The organism is Pseudobacter ginsenosidimutans (assembly GCF_007970185.1).
Lineage (GTDB): Bacteria > Bacteroidota > Bacteroidia > Chitinophagales > Chitinophagaceae > Pseudobacter > Pseudobacter ginsenosidimutans.
In genome coordinates this window covers 748,226-771,956 of record NZ_CP042431.1, presented here as the reverse complement: position 1 = coordinate 771,956, position 23,731 = coordinate 748,226, and the positions used below count along the sequence as shown (strand labels likewise).

Genomic DNA, 23,731 nt, shown 5'->3' with positions numbered 1-23,731 from the left:
CGCATGACCCCTGAAAGGATCCAGCAATTATTGGAAAAATACCTGAGCAATACTGCGTCCGCAATTGAAGAAGCAGAGCTCACCCAATGGTACAACTCTACTAATGAACATCCGGTAGAATGGCCTGTTGACCATCAGGGCGAACCTGAGGAGATCAAAGCACGTATGTTGCGCAAATTGCAGGCAGAGGTCCATTCTTCATCTTACCCCCAATCAATTCCTTTTTACCGCAAACGAAGCTGGCAGATCGCTGCATCTGTATTACTGCTGTTGGGAGCGGCCGCCTGGTTTACGCTCAGCAAACCCGCCACAGATCCAAAGGAGACAGCTGTGATCACCGCAACCAATCCGGATCCAATCCTCCCCGGTGGCAACAAAGCAACGCTTACGCTCGGCGATGGATCCACCATCCTCCTCGATACTGCCGGCAATACATTACTGGCGCAGGAAGGCGCTACAAGGATCATCAAACTCGATAATGGCCAGCTCGCCTATAAAGATGCATCCAAAGAAAATACAGGTTCCACTACATCTTACAATACTATCCGTACACCCAATGGGGACAATACCAGGTTGTTTTGCCAGATGGTACCCATGCCTGGCTGAATGCCGCGTCTGTACTGCGATTCCCGATCGCTTTTACAGGATCGGAACGAAAGGTGCAGCTCTCCGGAGAAGCATATTTCGATGTGGCAAAAAATCCGGCAATGCCATTCATTGTTGAAGCTACGGATGCCCATGGCCGTGAGTTGAACACGGTGGAGGTATTGGGAACGGGTTTCAATGTGAACGCATATGATAATGAGCCCACTGTTAAAACCACACTGGTAGAAGGCAAAGTGAAAGTCTCCAATGGCGGCGGCAGCCAGCAATCGGTAATACTCACGCACAGTATGCAATCCATTTATTCACATGATCGGGGGGCTGCTGGTAATTTCCGTTTAAGACAGGTAGATACCGATGATGTGGTGGCCTGGAAAAACGGACTCTTCAATTTCAATAATGCAGATATCAAAACCGTGATGCGACAGCTGGCCCGCTGGTATGATGTGGAAGTGGTGTATGAAGGAGTGTTGCCGAATGAAAAGTTCGATGGAGAAATTTCGAGGAACAGTACACTCGCCGAAGTGTTCAATATATTGGAATTAAGCGCCATTCATTTCAAGGTGGAAGGCCGTAAGGTTACAGTGATGCCATGATGAAGAACGATCGCTTTTCTTTATCCTCCATGAAAGTTCAAGCACCGATGCAATAGCCGTACTGAAAAATTGGTACGAAAAAAGTTTTCCCAATAAAAAACCGCCAACGCGCCAACGTTGACGGCAATATGATGGGCAAAACCAGTTCTCTGTCTGTATGAACCATATTGTTTAACCCAACTGTTTAAAAGTATGATTTTTATCATTCTTTGCAAAGCTGTGCGCCAAAAGCAGCTTGCAAAGCCCAAAATTAACCTGGTTATGAGATTGACAGCTATGCTGCTGCTTGCAGGCTGTTTGCAGGTATCAGCTTCCGGCAATGCACAAAAGGTAAGCATACACCGGGAAAATGCGTCGCTGAAAAAAGTATTCACAGACATCAAGAAGCAAACAGGCTATCTCTTTTTCTACAATGCCCGTCTGCTCAATGATGCCGAACCGGTTACTTTATCAGTGAAGGATGTGGAGATGAAAGATGTGCTGGCTCTGGTTCTTAAGGACCAGCCGCTCAGTTTCAAAATCGTTAACCGGACCATCGTGATCAGTGCAAAGCGTAAGGATGAACCGGAAACAACACCGCTGGTTACAGACACTATCCCGTCAGGATTCATTGTTACGGGAGTGATCGTAGACGACAGTACTTCACGGCCCATCGAAGGCGCCAGCGTGATCATCCGTGGCACCAACAAAGGCGTTGCTACCAATAACAAAGGCAATTTCAACATTGCCGTAAAATTGGGAGCGGTACTGATGATCAGTTATGTGGGATATGAACCACAGACCTATACTGTCCGGAATGCCAGCATCATCCAGGTGAGATTGAAACAGGGCGCAGCAAAAGATCCGCTCGCCAATGTGGTTGTAACAGGTTATCAGCTCATCAATAAGGAAAGCTTCACCGGAAATGCAGTAACAGTAAGTGGTGAAGAATTGAGAAAGGTGAACCCGGTCAATGTATTGCAGAGTATCCAGGCATTCGATCCTTCTTTCCGCGTATTGGAGAATAACCTGTCGGGTTCCAATCCCAATCGGCTACCCAATATCAACCTTCGCGGCAGCACTGCATTGCCCACCAGTACCGGCGATATTCTCAGCCGCGCCAACCTGCAAAGCAATGTGAACATGCCCACTTTTATTCTCGATGGATACGAAGTGTCTGTTGAGAAAATATATGATCTCGACAACTCCCGCATCCAAAGTATCACACTGCTGAAAGACGCTGCCGCAACAGCAGTTTACGGTTCCCGTGCAGCCAATGGAGTAGTGGTGATCACCACCAAACAACCCAGGGCTGGTAAACTGCAGGTGTATTACAATGGCGACTTTACAGTCAATGCGCCTGACCTCACAGATTACCATTTGCTGAATGCAGAACAAAAACTCGAATACGAACGCCTGGCAGGCTTGTACAATTCGGTAGGAGAGCGCAGTACCGATATGCAGGAAGCGCTTTATTATCGCAAGAAACAAAATGTGGTGAGCGGTGTCAACACCTACTGGTTGTCGCAACCATTGCGGGTTGCACTCGGACAAAAACATACTATCTACCTCGAAGGCGGCGGCAATGGCATCCGCTATGGGTTGGACCTCCGTTACCAGGCGCAGCCGGGTGTGATGAAAGAATCAACGCGCGACCGCTACAGTGTGGGGGTAGATCTCGCTTATAACCCCAACACCAATTTCCTTTTCAAGAACACACTCAGCGTTACCCAAATGAACGCCACACAATCACCCTGGGGAAATTTCAGTGATTATGTTCGAATGAATCCCTATTATCCCAAAACGGATTCACTGGGCAATATCCTCCAGGAAGTGGACAGCTGGCTGATAGATACCCGCCGCAATGGCGCTGATCAGTATGTAACAGATGTTGTGCTCAACCCGATGTACAGAAGCACCCAGCATTCGTTCGACAAGAACAAGTACACAGAATTCATCGATGCCTTTTCTGCTGAATGGAATATTGCAGATGGTATCAGGCTGCGCGGATTGTTCAGTCTTACCAAACGCAAACACACTTATGATCAGTTCACTTCCCCCGGCGACAATTACTATTACTTCACCGCACCTGATAAACTGAATGAAAGAGGTAGCTATACTTATGCTAATTCAGATGAGACTTATGTTGATGGAAATATTACCCTCGGCTACAATAAACAGGTAGGCGATCATTTCTTCAATGCCACCCTGGGAGCCAATATCAGAACAGCAACGCAGGACTTCACTTCCTTTACTGCCATCGGATTTCCGAACGACAGGTTCACCAATATCGGCTTTGCGATGGGGTATGCCGAAGGAGCCGCACCCGGCGGATTTTCAACAACGGAACGGCTTGGAGGAACTTTCATCAGTGGTAACTATACTTATAAGAACAAGTATCTCTTCGATGCCACTTTGCGAAGCGATGGTTCTTCCAAATTCGGAACTGAAAAAAAGATCGCTACTTTCTGGTCATTAGGTGCCGGATGGAATGTTCACAAGGAAGCCAATTTCAACAGCCGCATCATCAGCATGCTGAAACTGCGCGCCAGCACAGGAAAAACAGGCACCGTCAACTTCGCGCCCAATATGGCCAAAACCACTTTCAACTATTGGTCAGACTGGTATTCCACCGGTATGGGATCCATCGTTGCCAATTACGGCAACCCGGCTTTGAAATGGCAGCAAACCATCAATACAGATGCAGGTGTTGATCTCGGCCTGTTCCAGGACCGTATCATGATCTCGCCCCGCTACTATCACAAGCTCACAAAAGGGATGCTGTCAGATATCACACTGGCACCCTCTACCGGTTTCAGCTTTTACAAAGCGAACCTGGGTGATATGCTCAACGAAGGATTTGAGCTCAACCTGAAAGCGGCCGTGATAAAAACAAAAGAATGGATGGTGAACCTGAACCTCAATATGGCGCGCAATACCAATAAGATCATACTCATCTCCAATGCGCTGAAAGCCTATAACGACAAGGTAGACGAAGCACAATCCTCCAGCTACGGCAGTACACCACTGGTGCGTTATATGGAAGGCCAATCGCTCAACACCATCTATGCTGTTCGCTCCATGGGCATCGATCCCCAAAATGGCCGTGAGATCTTCCTCAAAAAAGATGGTACCTATACTTATGAATGGGATGTAAAAGATATCGTGGCTGTAGCCGACAATACGCCTACTGCTGATGGATTCTTCGGCGGCTCCGCTGCCTGGAAGAATTTCATGCTGCAGGTGCAGTTCTATACCAGGTTCGGTGGTAAGGATTATAACCAGACATTGGTAGACCGCGTGGAAAATGCAGATCCCCGGTATAATGTAGACAGCCGTGTTTTAGGTGAAAGATGGAAAAAGCCAGGCGATATCGCCAAATACAAAGACATCGCCAGCACCGGATCCACCATGGTGTCTGATCGTTTTGTGCAGCGTGATAATGTACTGGAGTTAAGCTCCGTTTATCTCTCGTACGATTTCAGCAAAGACTTCTGCAAAAAACTCACCATGCGCAACCTCCGCGCATCCTTTACCATGAACGATGTTTACAGGTGGTCTTCGATGACCATCGAAAGAGGACTGGAATATCCATTCGCCCGTTCATTCACATTTTCCATTCAAACAAGCTTCTAATTCATACGGTATGCAAAAATATTTGATCATCATAGCAACACTCTTCCTGCTTGCATCCTGCAACAAGTGGTTCGATGTGAAACCGGAAGACCAGGTCACCAAGGATGAACTGTTCAAAACAGAATCCGGTTTCATGGAAGCGCTGAACGGTGTTTACACTGCCTGTGCCATGAAGAACTGTATGGGCTTGAACTGTCTGCCGGACTGCCGGAAGTACTGGCCCAGAATTTTCATTTTGAACCCAACGACAGGGATGGGTATAAACAAACCTCCCTCTACAATTATACCGATCTACGTTTCGTTTCTCTGAGAGACAAAATTTGGCGCAGAACATACACGGCCATTGCCAACTGTAACCTGATCCTGGAGAATATCAACAATGGCACACCCTTCACAGACGTGAACCGTCAACTGGTGCATGGCGAGGCACTGGCGCTGAGAGCTTATCTTCACTTCGATATGCTCAGGTTGTTTGCTCCATCTTTTGCATCGGCCCCAACCGGGAAAGCCATTCCTTATGTAACTACTTTTTCCAACCAGGTTACACCAATGTCCACCGTAACGGAAGCATTGAATAGTATGGTGGCCGATCTCACAGCGGCTAAAGAATTACTGAAGCCCACAGATCCCATTCTTAAGGGTGCTTACGTTGTAGGGTATCCCAGTGATACCGCTTCCAAAGAACTGGTATCTCCTGTATTGTTCCAGCAGAACAGACGACACAGACTGAACTACTATGCCGTATGCGGCACACTGGCCCGGGTATATCTCTATCTCGATAAAAAACAGGAAGCATTGTCCAATGCAAAAGAAGTGATAGATGCTAAGAAATTCCCCTTCACCAAGGAGCAGGATTTCATCAATGCAGACGTAAAACTGAAAGACAGGATCATGTACCCTGAACTGGTTTTCTGCTGGTACGACAACTGGCATAGAGAGAAATATGCGAAACGCTTCGAAACAGGTTTTGCAGGCTTTTATATCAAAGCCGATGCAGGAGACAAACTGTATGAGAAAGGTGGAGTAGGTGGTGAAGATCGTCGGTTCAAACAATGGTTCAATCTCATCAACGACAACTCCATGGTTCGCTATGAGCTCCTGAAATACAAACGTGATAAGGAAACCAACAGGCATCCGCTGGTTCACCCTGCCATCAGGCTGAGTGAACTGTATTATATCGCGGCAGAAGCAAGCTGGGATACCGATCCTGCCAAAGCACAGGATTATCTCAACCTCGTACGTGCTGCAAGAGGAATCAATGTACCGGTAAATACCGCATCAAAAATAGTTTTCATGGATGAACTGGTAAAAGAAGTGAGGAAAGAAACCTATGCAGAAGGACAGTTGTTCTACCTGTACAAACGCCTCAACAGGGGCATACTGCTGGAGACAGGCGCCACCACGCCACCTTCAGACAAGGTATTCGTACTCCCTCTCCCCAACGATGAATTAGAATACGGACAACGCTAAACTGATGTGAACATGAAACAAGTAATCTTTTATACCATATTGATCATATTTGCGGGAGTTGCCTGTAAGAAAACACCTGATTTCCTGTACAAGGCCCCGTTGCAAAATGTGTATTTCGATATCAATCCCGAGGATAGTGTTGTATACACTTTTGCGTACAGGCCCGAACTGGGTAGTGATACCGTTTTCCTCCCGGTAAAACTGGGTGGCCTGAGAGCGGATAGTATCCGTCAGTTCGGAGTGATAGTGGTTGACAGCAATACCACAGCGCAGGCAGGTGTGCATTACGAACCATTCAAAGAGAATTATTCTTTACCTGCCGACTCCGGCGTATTCAGGCTGCCGGTGATCCTGTACAATACCGACCCTTCCCTGCAAACCCAATCCGTTAAGCTGACGCTGAAATTGAAGCCTGGCGCAGGTTTGGATACCAATATCAATAAACTGATCAAAGCCAGGGTGATCCTCAGCAGCAAACTGGAACAACCCGACTGGTGGAATACCTGGCCGCTTGGCACTTACTCACGCATCAAACATGAATTGTTCATGATCGCCACCGGTGTTACATCGATGACAAAGGACGGAATGGATGCGCCCCGTAACCTCTTCCTCGTAGGCAGGTTGAATGTGATGACAGCCGATCCTTTTGCCTGGGTCAACAACAATCCGGATAAAGGGTATGTGCTCACGCTGCGCGATGATGGCAATTACGATTTCTTTGCAACTTCCAATCCGGCCAAACTGATCCTGGTCAGGAAGGATACAGGATCCGGAAGGTTCTATTTCGTGGATGAAAACGGACTGGATATCAACTAATACTGCAACTGTCAAAAACATACTTCAATGCGTAACCGATTTTTCATAATAACTTCCCTGCTCGTCCTGCTGGCGGCTTGTTATAAAGACAAAGGGAACTACGATTACAACGTTCCCGAAAAGCCCATCATCACCAACCTGGATACCGTTTATTCAGTGTTTGTGGGAGACAGCCTGATCATCAAACCCACCATTCAATACAGTGATCTCACAAAGCTCAATTTCGATTGGAAGATCGCCATACCGGAACTGACTTCCGATATTAGTTTCAAGGGACCTGAGATCAGGACTGTGTATGGCCTGGGCGCCAACAGGTACAGGGGTAAACTAACCATCACGGATAATAGTAATGGGATGAAATATTTCCATGATTTCATTGTCAGCGGTAAAACAAATTTCTCGCAGGGCACTACAGTACTCAGTCTGGACAATGGGGAAACCAAACTCTCCTTCATCAAACCAGACGGCACCGTACAGCCCGATATTTACGAAGCAGCCAACCTCGGCGAAAAACTCGGCGGTAAGCCCAGGCAACTGATCGGCCTTCGCCATGCCAGTATCGATCCCTATCATACCACCAGCTACTGGGTGTTTACCGATGAAGGCGAAAAAGGTGTGCAGATCGATTCCTATACGATGAAGAAGATCAAGAACCTTTCAGGTAATTTTTTTATTCCACCTGCCACTTTAGTGCCTGGTACTTTTTCTCCCACACAGATGGAATCCATGAATGGTGTGATCAATGGAAAACTGTATGTGGGCATGACGCAGACCTGGAACAAGAACCCGCTCTACAATATGTTCGGCAATCCTGCCGAAGGCGATTACAACCTGTTTGAGCAGGCTGCATTCAATTCCATCATGCCTTATTTTCTTGGCTACGATAAAGTGAGAAAACAGGTAGTAGCTTTCACCAATTTCGGAAACCCTGCATACATCGGAACCGGTTACCAGGTAGTGGGCAGCGCCTTCGATCCGCGCAGCCTCGGCCTCGATCTGCTCTTCTTTGTACAGGTGAACGATGGTAACTGTTTTGCTGTTGGCAAAGATGCTTCCGGTACTTTGAAGGAGATCAAATTCGGCGTGGAATTTATGGGCATCATCCTGATCAAGCCCGAATATATCCGCAACTTCTCACAACCCAACCTGGTCACTCCAACTACCAAATGGACCAACTCTCCCGGCGAAATATTCTATTTCACTTCCGGTGATAAGATCTACCGCTATAATCCCACCAATGAGGACTTCCGCCAGCTTACCACCAACTTCGAAGGGAAAGCCGTGACCATGATCAAACTGATCGAAGGCGGCAATACCATGCTGGCCGGAACAGAAGGAACACTCTATCACCTGGATGTGAGCACAGGTAAGTTTGGCGATATCATCAAGAAACAAACAGGCATCCCCGGTATCACCATCGATGCTGTGATCCGTAATGACCCATAATCTTTTTACAATTTCTAAAAGCAGAATAATGAAACTCAAAAAAAATATAACATTGGGCCTCTTCATCTCGGCATCCGTGACAGCACTGGCCTGGCAACAATCCGGTAAGCCGGAATCATTTGCAGTGAATGGCAATCTCTCCGGGTTCAATGACAGCATCGTTTATCTTACCTACGGAACTTTCGATGATACTAAAATCGACAGCGCAAAAGTGACCGATGGAAAATTCACTTTCAAAGGCCGTGTGGAAGAGCCTGTTCAGGGCATGCTCTTCTCCCGTGATTACAAACTTCGCCTCGATCTGTTTGTAGACAAAGGTGCCGTTGAAGTAAGAGGTGCAACTGACAATCTGAAAGTAGCAGGCTCTGCAATAGTGAATGATTATGCCCTGTTCAATCAGGAGATAATGGCCAACCGTAAATGGGTGAACAATATTTTTACCGAAGCCTGGAATGCAAAGCAGTCCGGCGATACAGCCAGGGCAAGATTGCTGGAAGCAGATGGTAATAAATGGTATGCCTATGAGTACGAGATCCGTAAGAACTATATCAGACAGCATCCGTCCAGCCCGATCAGCGCCAGGGAATTGCTGATGTACGTAAACAATAAAACGCTGGATGAATGCAGGCCGATGTATGAAGCCCTGGATGCAAAAGTGAAAGCATCTTTGCAGGGACAGGAGCTTACACGCCGCATGGAATTGCTCAGTAAGATAAAAACTGGCAACAAAGCGCTGTCATTTGCACAAACTGCCGTTGATGGACAAACGATAACACTGAACACCTACAAGGGAAAATATGTACTGCTCGAATTCTGGGCGTCCTGGTGTGGCCCTTGCCGTGCAGAGAATCCCAATCTTCGCAAACAGATGGATATTTTCGGGTCCAAAGGATTCAATGTACTGGGCGTATCCCTCGATAAAACCCGCGACCCCTGGATCAAAGCCATTGAGAAGGATGGCCTTACCTGGACGCAGGTAAGCGATCTCAAAGGATGGAATAATGAAATTGCTGTTGCTTACGGTGTAAAAGCTGTGCCGGCCAATTTCCTCATCGATCCGTCAGGCACCATCATTGCGCAGGACTTGCGTGGTGAAGCGCTCAACCAAAAGCTGAAAGAGATATTCAAATAGATTTGCAAATCGGTTATCTCAAAAAGCAAACAGCCCGCTACAACGGGCTGTTTGCTTTAATTCTAATTCTTCTTTTTGAGTATTACTTCAGTTTCGTGATCTTATGCGTTGAGGTCTCTCCGTTCGGAGCTGTTACAATAATATGATAGGTTCCTTCCCGCAGATCAGCAATGGAGATTTTTTGCTGTTGCAGTATGCCGCTAAACTGTTTTACTTTTCTGCCGGTTACATCAAAGAGCTGGATCGTTTCATTGCCCGTCAAACCCTGAACAGTAATAATATCCTTTGCAGGATTGGGATAAACGAGAATATTTTGTCCGTTGAATTTGATCTGACGGACAGGACTGTATTCCCATTTCCCGTCGAAGTCAATCTGCTTCAATCTGTAGAAATTGGTACTGTGTACCGGGTTATTATGTTTATAGCTGTATGAGAGCGGATTGACGCTATTGCCTTCTGCTGCTTTGGATGGCTGGAAAGCGATCGTTTTCCAGCTGCTGCCATCGGCACTATGTTCAATTTCAAAGCCCCGGTTATTTGATTCCGATCCTGTTGCCCAGTCAAGAACTACTGAAGCAGCTTGTTTGCTTACAGTAAAGTTTGTCAGGTTCACCGGCAAATTACACGTGATATTGAATTCAACGGTATCCTTGCCTACACATCCTCCGAGCGGTGTTGTGATATTCCAGGCAAATCTATACTGGCCAAGAACATCCAGGTTATTGGCGGTTGTGGAAGGACTGGTAGGGGAAGCAAAAGTTGGACTGGCTCCTGCAGGTCCGTCAACAATCGTCCATAGACCGGTACCGGCGCCTGTTGCATTTCCCAGAAGCGGTACTGACTGCACACAGCCGGTCAGTCCGGAACCTGCATTTGCATTTATCTTTTCTTCCACATGGATCGTAAAGGTGCTAGTCAATGGGACGCCGCTGCAACCATACTCCGCTGCAAGGATAGGACCTGCTCCGGGGCCATTCGTTGCAGTGATGCTGAACACATAATCACCTGGTCTGTTGAGATTGGATATAGTAGTGCTGGTGCTGGTTAGACTGCGCAGACTTGTAGAAGTATAAGTAGGGGTGGCAGATCCGGCCGGTTTGGAAACAACGGCAAAATTGTAGTAGCCGCCAAATTCCTGCAAATAGCTTGTATTCACGGTTCCCTTGTATACGGCAGGAAGAGGAACAGTTGCTGATACGACCGCTCCTGTTGCAGTATAACAGGCACTAATATCCGAAACTGTTGGTGCGGTTCGGCCGTTATCGGAGATATGGATAAAATAATTCTGGGTTACTTCACAGGCTCCATTGGATGTGTTTACACCGATTGCATACGTTCCAACCCGCCATCCTCCAATAGGTGGTGTTACAGTAACCATTCTGTCGTAGGACCCGGCGCCGGTCAGTGCAAGGGAGGGGGCGCCTCCTGGTGGCGTAATGCCTCTGTTGGTTAATGTAGTAATCACCGTTGCGGGATCTGCAGGATCGATACTGAAATAAAAGTTTTCAGGTGTTGTAGTGCCGGCCATATTGTTGCAATGGATCTCTGCCCCGGAGCCAACATTGGAATAGATCGTCAGTTGTTCAGGAGCAGTGTGGCCGGCAGGTTGAAAATTAACTATACGCGGCTTGGCGCCGGTAAAATTGTAAGTTAATGTTGGTGTTGTATGGGTTCCGCAACTATTGGTGATCGTTAACTGGAATTGATAAGTGCCCGGAATAGTGCCGCCTGTCAGGAAAAGCCGTCCTTCATCACTGATACGGTTAAACGTAAGGGTGGCGCCGGCAGGCTGGCTGATTACATTGATGGAAAAAGTAGTGCCGGAACCTGCTGATCCTGAAGTATTGGGATAGTTGGTTGCCAATATAGGGGAGCCTGCAGACGGAATAAGGACTGTCTGATTATCTCCTGCATCCCGGCAGAGTGTTGTGGTGGTTGGGTATACCATGGCAGGGTTCGGTAAAAACCTGACAATGGAAGTGTCTTCAAAAGTACAGCTGTTATCGGCTGAGGTAATTCTCAATATGGCGTAATAAGCCGGGTCAATCGTATGATTGGCCTTATTGGTAAGAGAAAAAACAGGCGTGGCAGTAATGGTATTGTCAAAACTGGAATTGGTACTGACCACAGTGCTATATCTACTCCAGGAGTAAATATTCACTGATCTCCATACACCTGTAAACCCGGCAGGTATCACACCAGCCAATGGGGTTGTGCCTACTGTTGCGCAAACATTGGTAATATCCGGTCCTGCTGTAAAACTTGCAGGTCTCGGATGCGCAGTGATCGTCACCGTTGAAATGGCGATACCGGTACCGCAATTCCGGGACAACTGGAAAACATAATTACCATCAGCAGTCATCCCGGTAATATTTGTGACCAGGGTATTGGGGGAAACAATAGTGGGAACTATGGGGCCGGATACGAAAGTCCAGGTGGGAGTACCCGGGCCAGTGGTCCCGCTTTCTGTTCCTGTTAAGGTGGTGGAAGAGCTGCAGACAGTCGCATTTCCGCCTGCATTTATTGAGCAATTTTGAGCGAGGGAGGAAGAAACAAGTAAACTGAAGTAGATAAGAAGAAGAACTGAAATGGTTTTGTTTAAAAATGTTGTTTTTGAATGCGCTTTCGTGGTAAGCATATGCATAGGATTGATATGGTGATGGTAGGTATCATAATTCATCCAGTTGAATGATCCCATTCTGTAATGCAAATTTGATAACCCCTGCAAGATTCCTTGCTCCTATACGTCTGGTTATGCTGCTCCTGTATTGTTCAACAGTGCGTTCAGAAAGATATAAGTGACTGCTTATTTCTTTAGTGGTCATCTGCCTGCATAACAACCTTATCAATTCAAGTTCTTTTCCTGAGAACTTTGTATTTGCTATCAGATGTCTGATGGTATGATCTTCATCTGTATTGGAAAAACGATTCAGAATATGCGTCCGGGCCTCGCTGCAGAAATAATCCCGGCCCTCCATCAATACATGTATGGCCCGGATGAAATCATCATCATTCTCTTTTTTGATCACATAGCCATTGATTCCGGATTGAAACATCTTTACGATCGTTTCGGCGGAATAGGTATAAGTATAAGCCAATACCCTGGCTGAAGGGATCTTATATTTCAGTTCCCTTACCAGTATTTCTCCTGTAGTATCGGGAAGGGAATAATCAACAATGATCAGTTTAGGGAAGTGCTGTAAGGCTTTACTCATGCCACTTGCACCGTCATGAGCCATGTAGAAATTTTCAAAAAGATCTCCTATCAACAACTTTATTCCATTGGCCACCATCTTATGATCATCTATGACTAATACTGAATTGTATTTGGCATGTTTGTTTTCCATTGGTTAAGAGGATATTTGTTTAATTGGCGTGACGGGGTTGTTTCATTTACCATAATCACGATACATGATAGTTCATTTGTTTCCTGATCGAAATAGCAAATATTAATATAATCAAACTGGGCAGCACTGTGGGCCATTGTGAATTGTACCGCCTGGTTGGGACTATAGTATTTAATGATATCCAGATTGGGCCGTTTCCGGGTAAATGCCAAACGCCGGAATGGGAGAAGGCTTTTATTGTAGATAGGCTTACCAAAACCATTTTGCCCAATCTCATGAACAGCTTTCAGTTTTGCAGAACCCTTTATTGCATTCTTATCAGATAACAGCCAAACTCTATCCATTAAAGAAGAAGATTCGCTTGCTTGAGCTTGCGATTGAACAACAATGGGCAAAAGGGAAATCAACAAAACAATAAGAATCATGAAGAGGTAGGTTATGAGCTGTGCCAGACAAAGCTAATGAAATAACTATATGGATATCTGTAGTATATAATTTATTGAGTTGGTAAATTGAAGAAGTACTATACTTTTTATGGAAGGATAATAGGATGAATTCTTTCATATCAGTCATTGTTTATTGCAAGAAACCAGTTAGATATAGATGGAAACCCTGATTCATTGCGGCATTCACGAAAATGCTTACTCAAAAAATTTATTCCGCATCCCCGGTTCAATTACCGTTAGGTAATAAGCCTTATACAGATATAGGGGTTTTCTATTACCGGGATTGTTCAATTGCCAGCTTCAGGTATTACTGTATCTCAAGGCAGATGATCATAATATGTCTAGTTTTAATACGAAAACTATAACGGACGGTTAATTATCCATTTTTCCTTTTTCTAATTCCATCATCTTATGTACAAAAATTTGATCTGCTCTTTTGGGCTGGCTGGCATATTGCTGTCGACCCTGACACTCAAAGGACAATCACCCGGAGGAGTTCCGGCAGCAGCCTGGTACAGGGCTGATTTGATTTCAGGATTATTTACAGATAATGGCACCACCCAGGTGACTGACAACAGCCCGGTTTACAGATGGGACGAATCTACCGGCAAAGGATTTAATTTCTTACAGGCAACATCCGGTGCAAGGCCGGTTTTCTCCAATGTCACCAACCTCGCAAACTTCAACCCAACCCTCACCTTTGATGGCAGTAACGATTGGATGCAGTTCACTGCCGGCACTGGTATCAACATTATAGACAGAGCTGAAGGATCATTGTATGCAGCCGGCTTTATGAATGTACAAAAACGCAATGGCTTCCTTGGTTTTCATCCATCGATGGATTATCCAGGCCTGCATACCTATGCTTCCAATTTCCATCTGCTGTTCTTTACCGGCGGGCCCGGATACCAGGGACAAAGTACCGCTCCCATGGCAGCCAGATCCTTTTTCACAGCAGGAGCAGGATGGAGGAATGGCGCAGGTGCATCCGCCTCCTATGCAGGCGCTACTGTATCACTGAATGGAAACAGGATCGACTATGCCGCCAGTCAGCTGCAAAATGCGAATCTCTCCACAGGCGCCCGCGACCTGCGGATTGGCGGAGATAATAACTATGGCGCATTCAGCGGCCAGTTGAATGAGATCCTTGTTTTTGAAGACAAACTCACCATCCCGCAGATGGACCAGGTGGAAACCTACCTGGCAATAAAGTATGGTACTACTTATGCCAGCGGAGGACGGGACTATAAGAACTCAACTAATACTACTGTCTGGAATGCTGCTGCCAATACAGGCTGGCATAACAATATTGCCGGTATAGCCCGGGATAATAACGGAGCGCTCTATCAAAAGCAATCCTGGAGCACCAATCAAGGCCAACAGGTACTCATCGGCGTTGGATCGCTCGCCAACACAAATGCAGCCAATATTGGAAGCCTTACAGACGGGCAGTATCTTATCTGGGGCGACAATGGTCTTGCCAAAACGGCCAACATTGCCATCCCAGGGATCACCGGCATCAGCCACCGGTTCGCAGCTACCTGGAAAGTTCAAAACTCAGGTGCCGTTGGAACAGTACGCGTTGCATGGCCCAAAAACCTTATCAACCTGAAACTGATCCAGAGTGCTGATGCAGTTTTTGATGCAACCGATAATGTTTCGGACATGTCTGCCAATGAAACAACGATCAATGGCATTATTTATAATTATGTAGATGTAATACTTTCCGATGGTCAATATTTTACTTTTGGTGCAAAAGTTCCTTCACCCGGTGGAGTAGTAGATGGACTCCTCATGTGGCATAAAGCCGATGATGGCGTTGTTACTCCAGGTGCAAAAAATAAATGGCAGGACGTTTCCGGCAACGGCAGGGATGTTGCGCAGAACAATAATGCAACCTACCAACCTTTACTGGTAACTGACAATGCTTATAAGGCCGACAACAAAACCTATAATTTCAATTTCAATCCCTTCTACTATTTCGACGGAACCAATGATTTCTTCTATAGGGAAGGAGATCTTTATTTCCCCACTGTCAACAGTCCTGGCTCCACTTACGGTGTAATGTTCAACTCCGGCAGAGGTGGCTGGAACACACCATATGGATGGGCTGATGATGATCCCAATTTCTTCCGATGGGATGAACGGTATGAATTGTGGAGAGATAATGGACGTGCTATAATGACAACGGATATGGATGCACGAACACTGCCTGCCAATATCGGCGGTATGTCCTGGCGCGGAAATAATATCAACGGGGTTTACATGAACCTCGATGGTAAAACCTACAGCTCTACTACCACCCATATCGGAACATTGAATAATAACAGGACTCCTGTAAACTTCGCCATTGGATCCGAAGGGCATAACGTGCAGGCAGGCGGTAATGAACACCACCAGGGAGGTATATCCGAAGTGTTTGCATACAGTGTAGACCACCAGAACTCAGGTGGTGATGAAAAGCAAAGGATCAATTCTTACCTCGCCGTTAAATATGGCATCACATTAAAAACAGAGGATGGCTTATCTGTGCCCAATTACCTGAACAGTTCTTCCACTGTTGTTTGGGATGCAACAGCCAATACCGGCTACAATAAAAATATTGCCGGCCTTGCCAGAGATGAAAGCAGTGCCCTCCACCAGAAACAATCACAGAGCAATATTGCCGGCCAGCAGGTGCTGATCGGAACTACCGGTCTGGCAAATACGAATGCATTGAATACAGTCGGGCTGGCAGAAGGACAATGGTTGCTCTGGGGAGATAACGGCTTAGCCAAATCAATGGCAACTTCATTTATTTACCCAGGTATTCCTGAGCTGAACCTGCGTTTTGCTGCCATATGGAAAGTACAGAATACCGGTAATATCGGTGCTGTACGGGTATGCTGGCCAAGCGGAGTGGCAGGGATACATTTGATTCAGAGTGCAGACGCCATCTTTGATGATACCGATCCGCGAACAGACATGACTGGAAATACAATGTCCATCAATGGTGTGGTGTATAATTATGCAGATGTTACACTTCCCAACGGGGAGTACTTCACTTTTGCCGGTTATGTGGTAGGTCCGGGTAATGTAGCTTCTGCTGCATGGTACCGTGCAGACGCAGCCGGTCAGTTATTTTCTGATGCCGGTACTACAGCGGTTACCGACGGACAGGATGTTCAGCAATGGAATGAATACCGCGGTACGGGACATAATTTCAGTCAATATGGAGGACAGCAACGTCCCCGTTTCTCCAACGAAACAACCCTGGCGAATTTTAATCCAACCGTTACCTTTTATAATAATGCACGCTTATATTACAATCCGGATATTGCGAACCAAATAATCGACAGAGCTAATGGATCGCTGTATGCTGCAGGGTATGTAAATACCGTCAATCAGACAGGTTTCTTTGGATTTAATGAAACCAATGACGATGCAGGTTTACACATATTCGGCCCACAAAACAAGTTGTTGTTCTATACAAGAACAGGCTCTGCATACACGGGGTATAGCAGCAATGCTTTCTCGAACAAATCATATTTTACCGCAGGAGCAGGATGGCAGAACGGAATCACTAACCTCGATAATGCCACCGTATCACTGAACGGTATCCGCACAGACTACACAACCGCAGATGCCATACTGAATGTACTGAATACGGATAATAATGGCCGTGACATGATGATGGGGCTTGATGGTAATACAGGTGCCTTGAACGGTCAGCTGAATGAAATGGTGGTTTTTGAACACAGATTGGATGTAGCGGAAATGGACCGCGTAGAAACATACATGTCCATTAAGTATGGTACTACTTTTGCCAACGGAACACGCGATTATAAGAATGCAATGAATGGTACTGTGTGGAATGCCGCGTTGAATACCGGATATCATCATAACATTGCCGGTATTGGTCGTGATGATCTTGGCTCTTTATCACAAAAGCAATCATGGAGCACCAACACAGGCAGGCAGGTGCTGATCAGTACTACCGGCCTGGCTAATACCAATGCTGCCAACACCGGTGTATTGTCGAACGGTCAGTACCTGGTATGGGGCGATAATAACCTGGCCAAGGGACCAACTGTAATCATTACCGGTGTAACAGCCATCAATAAACGCTTTGCAGCGATTTGGAAAGTGCAAAACACTGGTAGCATTGGTACTGTCAGGGTTGCATGGCCCAGTGGCCTCACCAATATGAAACTGGTGCAAAGTTCGGATGATGTGATCGATGCTACTGATGTATTCACTGACATGACTGGAACACAGCTTGTAAATGGAATCACATATTCCTATGCCGATGTTACATTGAGCGATGGACAGTATTTTACATTCGCAGCCTATGTACAGGCACCCGGTGGTGTAACAAACGGACTGAGCCATTGGTACAGGGCAGATAAGCTGACTGAATCTGCAGGTAACGGAACCAACCTGGTTAAATGGACAGACTTTACTTCCGGCGTTGTTACTTCTCAACTAGGAACAGGAGCATTACCTCAATTCAAAACCGGAGACTCTGCTTATTTCAATTTCAATCCCGGAATCAACTTCACCAATGCCAATCAGTCGCTCGGAAATATTTCAGAACCCACACTGTCATCTTTGGACTTTGACATATTCACCTTAACGAAAGAGGGTATGGCTGGCACCCGGTTCTTCAATATCGGTATGAATAATACTACGCTTAATGGAACCAACTGGGATCATCCGGGTTTGTATACCAATGGAACAATAGCAAGAAGAGATAATACCGGAGGAAGCCTCGGAGCTCCCAATCCCGGGAACATCAACTTCCTGACCAATGTTTCCAGTATCATGTATCATAAATTTACCAATACCTCGATGAGTAAAGGTCTTAACGGCAATGTGATGGGGGCAATTTACAACCACACGGCCAGAGGACCTGTAACAGGAGGATTTATGTTCGGATCTAATGCGGTAGATGTTGCTGGTGGTGATGATGCAGGATTTACCGGCAATATCGGGGAACTGATCATCTACGGCAATGGAACCATTACTGCCGCAGAAAGGAATAAAGTTGATGCCTACCTGGCCATCAAATATGGCATTACCCTGCAAAACTCCAACAACTATACTACATCCCAGGATGTAATTGTATGGGATGCTGCAGCCAATACCGGATTCTACAATAACGTAGCGGGCATTGGGCACGACTTCAACTCTGCACTGCTTCAAAAGCAAAGCCGCAGCCAGCATGCAAATACCAATGGGCAGGTGATCATGGCGTTGGGAACTATCGCTCCAACCAATGAAGAAAATACCAGCGCCATCGCCGATGGAAAGTTCCTCATCTGGGGAGATAACGGTAATACACAGGCGATGACCAATACTGCCGGTACCTTTACTGCATTCAGCTATGCAGGAAGTATCAATAACGGACGCCGTATGAACCGCGTTTGGAAAGTACAGAACACCGGCATTGCCGATCAGTTGTTCATACGATTCCCGCAGGCTTCAGTAGGCACCACCACGCTGGCAAATGATGCCTGCGCAGACTATGCTATCATCTTTGCTGACGATGCAGCCTTCACCACCAATGTTACAGCAATTGCGCTTACATTGAACGGAACAAACTATGAGGCATTGCACAGCTTCCCCAACGGAGCAAGCTATTTCACTTTCGGAAGAGTAACTCCATTAAGTACAGGCACAGTCTATCTTCCGGAAATTGTTGAAACCACCGGAGAATACAATGATAACTGCGGAACAGGGGAATGGGCTCACTTCAACAAAACAGGAGATCCAACTCAAAAGCTTTTGGGATTGTCTGGAATTGCAGCACCAGAACTGAGTAACCTGGAAGTAACAATTACTCCTGAAGGAGTTGGCTATAGCGGAGCTGTTCACACTACCAACCTGATGCCACGCATTGCATCAATTGTTGATAATAATGCTTCACCGGTTTCCTCCGGTAAATTGAGGGTTTATTATAGTGCAGACGAGATGAATGCAACGAATGTTCCGGCTGCATTGACCAGTGGATGGTTCAGGTACGACGGTAGTGCGGATGATGTAATTGCAGATGTTTACGAAGATGGCCTCTTCACTGGCGGAAAGGCCGAGGCAATAGCGCCCGATGCCTCCGGAATCGAAGACGGAATTTATTATGTGGAGTTCCATAATGTTCCCCTGGGTTCCAGCTTTGTTTACCTGTCTTCCACGCAAAACCTGAGTGCAGTGCTACCTGTTACATTGCTGTCGTTTACCGCTCAGGCAGGAAAGAGTAACGTAATTCTTAAGTGGGCTACTTCAAGTGAACAGAACAATAAAGGGTTCGAGATTGAACGAAGCGCAGATGGAAACAACTGGAGCCGTATAGACTTTGTTGGCTCGAAAGCAGTGAACGGCAACAGCAGTAACAGGGAAGATTATGCTTATGCAGACAATGCGCCGCTCGCTGATAAGAATTACTATCGCCTGAAACAAATAGATCTTGATGGCCGGTATAAATATAGTCCGGTAAGTATGGCAACATTCTCTCCTGCCTTGAATATCACTGTAGCTCCTAATCCGGTGGTGGGCGAGCTCAGGATCGAAGGTCTGAAGGGAAAGAATAAGATCAGTATTACCAATATTTCAGGACAGGTAATAAGATCGATTTCAGTTGAAAAAGACCAGATACTATTAATCGATATGTCGCGATTTGTGCCGGGCGTTTATTTCCTGAGCATACAAAATGAAAACGGTTCATTCAGCAGGCACAAGGTTCTGAAACGTTAAATGTCAGGGCTATTCAAGTGGTGTATCAGGACCAGTGGCGCGAAAGCTGCAACTTTCATGAAGGAAGTTTGACAGGTTCAAGTCTCTTAGGAAATTTTGGTAGGTATTCTAACAGATAAGAATTTGTCGTTGCAGTCAGTACCGCTGCTGGTCTTGTATTTTGCAAAATTTTGTTAATCAAGGGCTGTGCAGAAATTTCTGCACAGCCTTTGTAGTCTAACCAATAAACTCACCGTATGAATAAATTATCCATAATTGCCCTTTTGTTTGTTCTGGTCCTTGGTGTCTCCTGTAAAAAGGAATACTATACAACGGAAGTAACGGAAATACCTAACCGAACGATTGTATATACCGTACCTCCGTCCGGTTGGAGCTTTAACCAGTCAGACGGCACCTATATAACTGCTATCGATATGCCTGAAATTGATGATGTGGTTTTTGAGAACGATGGAGTAGTGGTGGCTGCTATGTTCGACGGCACTAACTATGAAGTGTTGCCGCAGGTTTATGGCGGTTATAGTTACACCTACTTTTACAAGCCCGGAGGATTGACCATCAGTATTCAGGGCGCGAATGGATCAGATGGTTTCAAACCAACAACCGGTATTAAATTCAAGATCGTGCTGATCCCTTCAGAACAATAACAACAACTCATCAAAAATAGATTTGCAGCATCGCTACCTGTAGCGTATGCTGCATTTTTTTTGAAGATCATACAATTTTTATTCACGCTCATTTGCTGCAACTGGCTCTGATACTGGCTTTCACGGCGAGTTTTAAAATTGTCCCGAAGCCTGAAAAAAATTCCTGCTCCACCATTTCCGAAAATATATCTGATATTCGCCAGGATACACAACCCTCTCACATGTCATTTACAACTGATAAACAAACCCTGGAAGATCTGCATATCTTCGGAAAACATGGCGGCGAATCCATCAGCAATATTTTCAATCGCTGCTCTACCAGAGGCGGAGCAGCTGTACTGGAAGAAATGTTCCGCTATCCGCTTTCCGGCCATGAAGCCATCAACAAACGCAGCAGCATTATTCAATCCTTTGCCGCACTGGGAACAGTTTTCCCTTTTAAAAGTTCTGACTTCGATGCAGCAGAGCCTTACCTGGAAAATACCGATGAACGCTCCAAACTAACAACACAGGAAAATTCAGTCGCCCGCAAACTCACCAACATGATTGCCATGGATGTGAATACCCAGCTGATCTACAAAGGTGCTGAAGCGCTGGTGGAGCTGATGAAGAAGGCAGCGGAACTGATGAACGAGTTGACTGCGAATGAATTTTATATAGAGGAAAAAGAAGAGTTGTTGACAATTCTCCACCATCCTGCATTTACAGATATCCTGAATAGCAAAGGGAAACTATCGCACGAACAAATTGCTGCATTCGATGTGTTGCTGCGCTTTAAACAAAGGGAGCAGATCGAAAAATTGCTGAGGCTTATTTACAATCTCGATGCTTACCTGTCCATTGCCAAAGTAGCAAACGAACGAAAGTTCGTGTTCCCCAAAGCCCTGCCCGGCAATCAGCAGGACCTCGTGAAACTGGAGGGTCTGTATCATCCATTGTTGAAAAAAGCGGTGCCGAATAATATCCATGTAACAACAGAGAATAATATCATTTTTCTCACAGGAGCAAATATGGCGGGTAAGTCCACCTTCATGAAATCCCTGAGCATTGCCATGTACCTGGCGCATGCAGGATTTCCTGTGGCTGCAAAAAAAATGGAATTCACTGTGCTGGATGGTGTGTATACAACCATCAATCTACCTGATAATCTCGGCATGGGCGCCAGCCATTTCTATGCGGAAGTATTGCGTGTAAAACATATGGCGCAGGAGCTGAGGGCGAAGAAGGATCTTTTTATCGTATTTGATGAGCTCTTTCGCGGCACGAATGTGAAAGACGCCTATGAAGCTACCATCGCCATTGTATCTGCTTTTGCGAAAAAGAGAAAAAGTATTTTCGTTATCTCAACTCATATCATCGAAGCGGGAGATGTGCTGCGCGAGAAATACAGGAATATCAATTTCGTTTACCTCCCTACACGCATGAATGGTAATCAGCCAGCATACACTTACACACTGGAACAAGGCATTACCGGTGATCGTCACGGCATGGTGATCATCCAAAACGAAAAGATCCTGGATATCCTGCAAAACGGGAAAAAGAAACCAAGAAAAAAAACTGCATATGAGCTTCCTCACAGATAAGCAAACACTGGACGACCTCAATATTACCGGGAAGTTCAAGCCTCAATCCATATTCAATCTTTTCAACCACACGCAAACATCGGGTGGTGAAAAATTACTGGAAAAGATGTTCAACCAGCCGCTGTCAAATCCTGCGGCCATTAATAGTCGCAGTGAAGTATTCAGGTTTTTTCACGAGCGAAAGCTGTCGTTTCCATTCGGTCATCAGGTTTTCCAGGAAGCGGAAGTCTGGCTTGGCGCCGGCACATCCGGTTCTTTTCTGGGAGTAGCAGGCGGTTTGCTGCAGAAGAAATTCCTGCATATGGCGGTGAAAGATGAGCAGTATGAACACCTCCAACGCGGCCTGCTTGCTGCTGTTGAAGTGTTCAGCAATTTGCGCGATTTTCTGCAAAAAATAAACAACGATTTCCCTGATACAGAACTATTCAAAATCATAAAGGACTTATTCTCCGGCCCTAAGATGCAGTGGATGCAGGAATTACAGAACACAAAACCTGCAGTGATGCAACTCGCAAAATATGATCATCTGGTTCGTCATGTACTCCGGGAAGATGTAGAGAATATACTCGACTTCATTTATCATCTGGACGTTTACATCGCAGTCAGCGATACTGCACGCGCCCAAAAACTACAATATGCCAAAGCCTTGCCAAAGGATGAATACATTTTCCGGGCTACGGCATTGAGGCATCCTGCGCTCGAAAGAGCAGTAGCCAATCCGCTCAGCCTGCATGAAGATCAGAACGTCCTTTTTCTCACAGGGGCCAATATGGCCGGCAAATCCACTTTCATGAAGTCTCTGGGTATTGCCGTATACCTGGCCCATATGGGATTTCCAGTGGCTGCCGGGGAGATGGTGTTTTCCGTGAGGGACGGATTGTATACTTCCATCAATGTGCCTGACAACCTGAACCTGGGTTACAGCCATTTTTATGCGGAAGTATTGCGCGTGAGGAAGGTGGCGGAAGAAGTGGCAAAGGGGAATGATCTCGTGATCATCTTCGATGAACTTTTCAAGGGAACCAATGTGAAGGACGCTTATGATGCCACCCTCGCCGTTACCAAAGAGTATGCTGCATATCACAATAGTTTCTTCGTGATCTCAACCCATATCATCGAAGTGGGAGAAGTGTTGCAGCATGATTGTGATAACCTGCAATTTTCTTATCTTCCCACCATTATGGAAGGCAGCGTACCGCGCTATACGTATACACTTACAACAGGTATCACCAATGATCGTCATGGGATGTTGATCATTGAGAACGAAAGGATCCTGGAAATGATAGAAGATTAAACACCCGTCT

15 protein-coding genes are annotated in these 23,731 nt (G+C 46.0%); 12 read left to right on the top strand and 3 right to left on the bottom strand.

Annotation, left to right across the window (positions count from 1 at the left end):
* Window positions 1–3: 3 nt before the first annotated feature.
* The 8 genes from FSB84_RS31360 (at window position 4) to FSB84_RS02920 (ending at window position 9,678) form a co-directional block, all read left to right on the top strand.
* A complete protein-coding gene (locus FSB84_RS31360) occupies window positions 4–606 on the top strand; it encodes a hypothetical protein (protein ID WP_147122041.1) in 603 nt (200 codons plus the stop codon).
* The gene (locus FSB84_RS02950) at window positions 579–1,199 is read left to right on the top strand and encodes a FecR family protein (protein ID WP_147122039.1); all 621 of its coding nucleotides are present in this window, start codon (window positions 579–581) and stop codon (window positions 1,197–1,199) included. Before FSB84_RS31360 ends, FSB84_RS02950 begins: the two co-directional genes overlap by 28 nt.
* Before the next feature lie 261 nt (window positions 1,200–1,460).
* On the top strand, window positions 1,461–4,814 hold the full coding sequence (locus FSB84_RS02945; RefSeq protein WP_130542976.1) for a SusC/RagA family TonB-linked outer membrane protein: 3,354 nt from the start codon (window positions 1,461–1,463) through the stop codon (window positions 4,812–4,814).
* A gap of 10 nt (window positions 4,815–4,824) precedes the next feature.
* Window positions 4,825–5,124: a hypothetical protein gene (locus tag FSB84_RS02940; RefSeq protein WP_147122037.1), complete on the top strand. Its 300-nt coding sequence runs from the start codon at window positions 4,825–4,827 to the stop codon at window positions 5,122–5,124.
* A complete protein-coding gene (locus tag FSB84_RS02935; RefSeq protein WP_317132511.1) occupies window positions 5,007–6,284 on the top strand; it encodes a RagB/SusD family nutrient uptake outer membrane protein in 1,278 nt (425 codons plus the stop codon). Before FSB84_RS02940 ends, FSB84_RS02935 begins: the two co-directional genes overlap by 118 nt.
* A gap of 12 nt (window positions 6,285–6,296) precedes the next feature.
* Window positions 6,297–7,100 (top strand): DUF4843 domain-containing protein, encoded by an 804-nt coding sequence (locus FSB84_RS02930; protein ID WP_130542978.1) that lies wholly within the window; start codon window positions 6,297–6,299, stop codon window positions 7,098–7,100.
* A gap of 27 nt (window positions 7,101–7,127) precedes the next feature.
* Entirely contained in the window at window positions 7,128–8,546 is a 1,419-nt protein-coding gene (locus tag FSB84_RS02925) for a PKD-like family lipoprotein (protein WP_130542979.1), read from the top strand.
* A 28-nt stretch (window positions 8,547–8,574) separates the two neighbouring features.
* Entirely contained in the window at window positions 8,575–9,678 is a 1,104-nt protein-coding gene (locus tag FSB84_RS02920) for a TlpA disulfide reductase family protein (RefSeq protein ID WP_158643761.1), read from the top strand.
* A gap of 82 nt (window positions 9,679–9,760) precedes the next feature.
* On the opposite strand, the gene FSB84_RS02915 is transcribed toward FSB84_RS02920, so the two are convergent.
* The 3 genes from FSB84_RS02915 to FSB84_RS02905 are packed head-to-tail and all read right to left on the bottom strand — an operon-like array spanning window position 9,761 to window position 13,450.
* On the bottom strand, window positions 9,761–12,376 hold the full coding sequence (locus FSB84_RS02915; protein ID WP_130542981.1) for a T9SS type A sorting domain-containing protein: 2,616 nt from the start codon (window positions 12,374–12,376) through the stop codon (window positions 9,761–9,763).
* Window positions 12,348–13,025 carry a response regulator gene (locus tag FSB84_RS02910; RefSeq protein ID WP_130542982.1) on the bottom strand — a complete coding sequence of 226 codons (678 nt, stop codon included), beginning with the start codon at window positions 13,023–13,025 and terminating at the stop codon, window positions 12,348–12,350. The genes FSB84_RS02915 and FSB84_RS02910 overlap by 29 nt, the downstream gene beginning before the upstream one ends.
* Window positions 12,989–13,450: a hypothetical protein gene (locus FSB84_RS02905; protein WP_130542983.1), complete on the bottom strand. Its 462-nt coding sequence runs from the start codon at window positions 13,448–13,450 to the stop codon at window positions 12,989–12,991. The genes FSB84_RS02910 and FSB84_RS02905 overlap by 37 nt, the downstream gene beginning before the upstream one ends.
* A gap of 432 nt (window positions 13,451–13,882) precedes the next feature.
* Here FSB84_RS02905 and FSB84_RS02900 point away from each other — a divergent pair, with 432 nt between their 5' ends.
* From FSB84_RS02900 to FSB84_RS02885, 4 genes are all read left to right on the top strand, one after another.
* Window positions 13,883–20,200: a T9SS type A sorting domain-containing protein gene (locus FSB84_RS02900; protein WP_130542984.1), complete on the top strand. Its 6,318-nt coding sequence runs from the start codon at window positions 13,883–13,885 to the stop codon at window positions 20,198–20,200.
* 236 nt (window positions 20,201–20,436) lie between these two features.
* Window positions 20,437–20,844 (top strand): hypothetical protein, encoded by a 408-nt coding sequence (locus FSB84_RS02895; RefSeq protein WP_130542985.1) that lies wholly within the window; start codon window positions 20,437–20,439, stop codon window positions 20,842–20,844.
* Window positions 20,845–21,065: 221 nt separating this feature from the next.
* Window positions 21,066–22,427: a MutS-related protein gene (locus FSB84_RS02890; protein ID WP_130542986.1), complete on the top strand. Its 1,362-nt coding sequence runs from the start codon at window positions 21,066–21,068 to the stop codon at window positions 22,425–22,427.
* A complete protein-coding gene (locus FSB84_RS02885) occupies window positions 22,408–23,721 on the top strand; it encodes a MutS-related protein (protein WP_130542987.1) in 1,314 nt (437 codons plus the stop codon). Before FSB84_RS02890 ends, FSB84_RS02885 begins: the two co-directional genes overlap by 20 nt.
* The last annotated feature ends 10 nt before the right edge of the window (window positions 23,722–23,731 follow it).

Coding starts and splice junctions, on each gene's coding strand:
- FSB84_RS31360 (WP_147122041.1), top strand. CDS start 4: ATGACCCCTGAAAGGATCCAGCAATTATTGGAAAAATACCTGAGCAAT.
- FSB84_RS02945 (WP_130542976.1), top strand. CDS start 1,461: ATGAGATTGACAGCTATGCTGCTGCTTGCAGGCTGTTTGCAGGTATCA.
- FSB84_RS02940 (WP_147122037.1), top strand. CDS start 4,825: ATGCAAAAATATTTGATCATCATAGCAACACTCTTCCTGCTTGCATCC.
- FSB84_RS02930 (WP_130542978.1), top strand. CDS start 6,297: ATGAAACAAGTAATCTTTTATACCATATTGATCATATTTGCGGGAGTT.
- FSB84_RS02925 (WP_130542979.1), top strand. CDS start 7,128: ATGCGTAACCGATTTTTCATAATAACTTCCCTGCTCGTCCTGCTGGCG.
- FSB84_RS02920 (WP_158643761.1), top strand. CDS start 8,575: ATGAAACTCAAAAAAAATATAACATTGGGCCTCTTCATCTCGGCATCC.
- FSB84_RS02915 (WP_130542981.1), bottom strand. CDS start 12,376: ATGGGATCATTCAACTGGATGAATTATGATACCTACCATCACCATATC.
- FSB84_RS02910 (WP_130542982.1), bottom strand. CDS start 13,025: ATGGAAAACAAACATGCCAAATACAATTCAGTATTAGTCATAGATGAT.
- FSB84_RS02905 (WP_130542983.1), bottom strand. CDS start 13,450: ATGATTCTTATTGTTTTGTTGATTTCCCTTTTGCCCATTGTTGTTCAA.
- FSB84_RS02900 (WP_130542984.1), top strand. CDS start 13,883: ATGTACAAAAATTTGATCTGCTCTTTTGGGCTGGCTGGCATATTGCTG.
- FSB84_RS02895 (WP_130542985.1), top strand. CDS start 20,437: ATGAATAAATTATCCATAATTGCCCTTTTGTTTGTTCTGGTCCTTGGT.
- FSB84_RS02890 (WP_130542986.1), top strand. CDS start 21,066: ATGTCATTTACAACTGATAAACAAACCCTGGAAGATCTGCATATCTTC.
- FSB84_RS02885 (WP_130542987.1), top strand. CDS start 22,408: ATGAGCTTCCTCACAGATAAGCAAACACTGGACGACCTCAATATTACC.